Origin of the sequence: Peterkaempfera griseoplana (genome assembly GCF_001418575.1) — a bacterium.
GTDB classification, from domain to species: Bacteria; Actinomycetota; Actinomycetes; order Streptomycetales; family Streptomycetaceae; genus Peterkaempfera; species Peterkaempfera griseoplana.
The window spans coordinates 1-2,686 of record NZ_LIQR01000005.1; the positions used below are offsets into that span (position 1 = coordinate 1).

At 72.7% G+C, this 2,686-nt stretch carries 4 protein-coding genes; 2 read left to right on the plus strand and 2 right to left on the minus strand.

From position 1 onward, the window contains the following. Positions 1-209 precede the first annotated feature (209 nt). The gene (locus AOK09_RS00395; RefSeq protein WP_055585050.1) at positions 210-656 is read right to left on the minus strand and encodes an ATP-binding protein; all 447 of its coding nucleotides are present in this window, start codon (positions 654-656) and stop codon (positions 210-212) included. 129 nt (positions 657-785) lie between these two features. Between AOK09_RS00395 and AOK09_RS00400 the strand changes: the two genes are divergently transcribed. Beyond that, complete coding sequence (locus tag AOK09_RS00400) at positions 786-1,595, plus strand: helix-turn-helix domain-containing protein (protein WP_055585051.1); 810 nt, start codon at positions 786-788, stop codon at positions 1,593-1,595. After that, positions 1,592-1,909 (plus strand): DUF397 domain-containing protein, encoded by a 318-nt coding sequence (locus tag AOK09_RS00405; RefSeq protein WP_079062606.1) that lies wholly within the window; start codon positions 1,592-1,594, stop codon positions 1,907-1,909. Before AOK09_RS00400 ends, AOK09_RS00405 begins: the two co-directional genes overlap by 4 nt. 14 nt (positions 1,910-1,923) lie before the next feature. Here the strand turns inward: AOK09_RS00405 and AOK09_RS00410 are convergent, their stop codons facing one another. Next, positions 1,924-2,160 (minus strand): hypothetical protein, encoded by a 237-nt coding sequence (locus tag AOK09_RS00410; protein WP_055585052.1) that lies wholly within the window; start codon positions 2,158-2,160, stop codon positions 1,924-1,926. Positions 2,161-2,686 lie beyond the last annotated feature (526 nt).

A 2,686-nucleotide genomic window follows, 5' to 3' on the forward strand; every position in this document is an offset into this window, starting at 1 on the left:
AGATTGGTATAAGAGACAGCACGGTGTACCCCTCGTAACCAGCTCGACTCCCCACGCGCCCCTGAAACTGCACCTGTGCGCCCCGCCGCGCGCCACCCTGACCTGCGGCTCCGCCGCAGCCCCGGGACCCCCCCTGGCCGGCCCCGACCTCACCGTCACGAGTGACCAGTGCCCCGCACCCCCCGCCACCCCGCGACCTGCCCCTCCGCTCAGGCCCGCTGCGACGGGAGCCCGCAGCCGCCGACCTCGAACCACACCGTCTTTCCGATCCCGCACGCCCGCCGGTACGCACCCCAGGCCTCGGCGAGCACGTCCAGCAGCTCCAGCCCGCGTCCCGACTCGTCGTCAGGATCGGCGCGCCGCCGCTCGGGCAGGGCGGCGTCCGCGTCGGAGACCTCCACCCGCAGACGGCCGCCGACGACGCGGCACCGCACGCCGATGTACCGGCCCGGCGGCACCCGGGCATGGCGGCAGGAGTTGGTGACCAGTTCGCTCAGCAGCAGCACGGCTGTCTCGGTCGGCCCGTCGGGCAGCCGCCAGACGGCGGCCTGCCCCAGCAGGGCCGAGCGGGCCCGGCCGGGGCTGCGCGGGTGGCGCGGGAAGCGCCAGCCGGCGTCGTGCACCACGGCGGCAGGGGTGGTCTGTTGTGCGGGCATGTCCGTCCCGGGGGTGGGAGTTGTCCGGTTCTCCGTTCACAGCGTGCTCGCCCGCACCTACACTCGGCAGTAGCGACCCGGGTACGGAGCGTGTCCGTACCCGGCATGGACCGCGGGGAGGCGGGACGTATGACCACCGGGGGTGCCCAGCCGCCGACGGCGTGGCGGTACTGCGGCAACCAGATCAAGCTCTGGCGCACCCGCGCGGGGGTCACCCGCGAGGAGCTGGCCAAGGAGGTCGGCTACAGCTACGAGACCGTCAAGTCGATGGAGCAGGGCCGCCGCAGGCCCGCCCTGCGGCTGCTGGAGCTCGCCGACGAGATGTGCGGCGCCCACGGCGTGCTGCTGGCGGGGCAGGACTATCTGAAGCCCGAGCGGTTCGAGTCGTTCGCAATGGACTTCATGCGCTACGAGGCCGAAGCCATCGTCGTCAACTCGTACCAGTCACTGCTCATCCCAGGGCTTCTGCAGACCGAGGAGACCGTCCGCACGCTGCTGAGCGCCTACTGGCCTCCGCTGGACGACGAGACCGTGGAGACCCGGACCGCCGCCCGGCTGGAGCGCCAGCGGCTCCTGGAGAAGCAGACCCGGTCCTTCGGCTTTGTGATCGGGGAGACGGCGCTGCGCCACCGCCTCGGCAGCGCCGAGGCCCACCGCAGCCAGCTGCTGCACCTGGTGGAGGCGGGCGCACCCCGGCATGTGACCGTGCAGGTCATGCCCGACGGCGGAGTCCACCCCGGGCTCAACGGCCCTTTCGTCCTGCTGGAGACCCCCGAGCACGAACTGCTCGGCTACGAGGAGGGCCAGACCACGGGTGTGCTGTCCGCCGAGCCGGAAAGGCTCAGCATCCTCACCCAGCGCCATGCGATGATCCTGCGACAGGCTCTCAGCCCTGAGGAATCGGCAAGCTTCATCCGGAAGTTGGCGGAGGATACATGAGCACGGACGGCCTGACCTGGTTCAAGTCCAGCCACAGCGGCACCGAGGGCGGTGCCTGCGTCGAGGTCGGGGTGGCCTGGCGCAAGTCCAGCCACAGCGGCACCGAAGGCGGCAACTGCGTCGAGGTCGCAGCGGCCTGGCGCAAGTCCAGCCACAGCGGCACGGGGGGCGGCGACTGCGTCGAGGTCGCCCCCTGCCCCGGCACCGTCCACGTCCGTGACTCCAAGGACCCCGACGGCCCCTGCCTCACCTTCACCCCGGCCGCCTGGACCGCCTTCGTCGCCTTCGCCGCCACCGCCCCGCTCGCCGCCTGAGCCGAGCACCGCGGTCAGCGCAGGGAGTCGCAGACGTGGGCGCGGAAGCGGGAGAGCGTCACGGTGGCGAGGGAGTCCTCAGGCTCGTGGAGTACGCGGCCCACCGCCAGGTGCAGCAGGTCGTCCCCACCGAAGTCGACTCCGATTCCCGAGTTGGTGTCGTCGTGGGTCGCGGCACAGAGGTCGTACCGGCGATCGGCCCGTGGACCGAGCAGCGGCCCGTCCAGGCGCTGTCGCCGGCCGGCGGCCACATGGCGAAGCCGGTGACGGCCCCTGGTGCCTCCACTCGGCCAGGTGACGGTCCTCCGCTGCGCTGTCCCACAGCACCGCCGCATCGATGCGGCCCTTGCAGACGGCGACCACCACCATGGCCGTACCGTCCGCCGCGCGGGAGATCCCGGCTCCGGTCGCTACGGTGCGGCCAGACAGGCGGCCGGCGCCCACATCCGTCGTCCGTTCACTCCTGCGCCCCCTCCGGACCTCCCGTGCCGCCGCCCGGGACGACGCGGTCGGGGCGGGCCCGTAACCCCCGTGGCTCGCGGTAGTTGAGCAGCACGTGGAAGAGACCCTGGGAGCGACCGCGCCNNGTACGCGATCTGCTCGCGGAGACCATCGGATATGCCGAGGACCGTCACTGGGAGGTCTGCCCAGGGACGTGGCTGGTGGAGGGTGACGGGGGCCCGGCCCGGTGCTCCTGCGGGGATGCGCGCTGTACGGCGCCGGGGGCGCACCCTGCGACGCCGGGGTGGCGGGGCCGGTCGAGTGCGTCGCCGGACG

Coding starts and splice junctions, on each gene's coding strand:
- AOK09_RS00395 (WP_055585050.1), bottom strand. CDS start 656: ATGCCCGCACAACAGACCACCCCTGCCGCCGTGGTGCACGACGCCGGC.
- AOK09_RS00400 (WP_055585051.1), top strand. CDS start 786: ATGACCACCGGGGGTGCCCAGCCGCCGACGGCGTGGCGGTACTGCGGC.
- AOK09_RS00405 (WP_079062606.1), top strand. CDS start 1,592: ATGAGCACGGACGGCCTGACCTGGTTCAAGTCCAGCCACAGCGGCACC.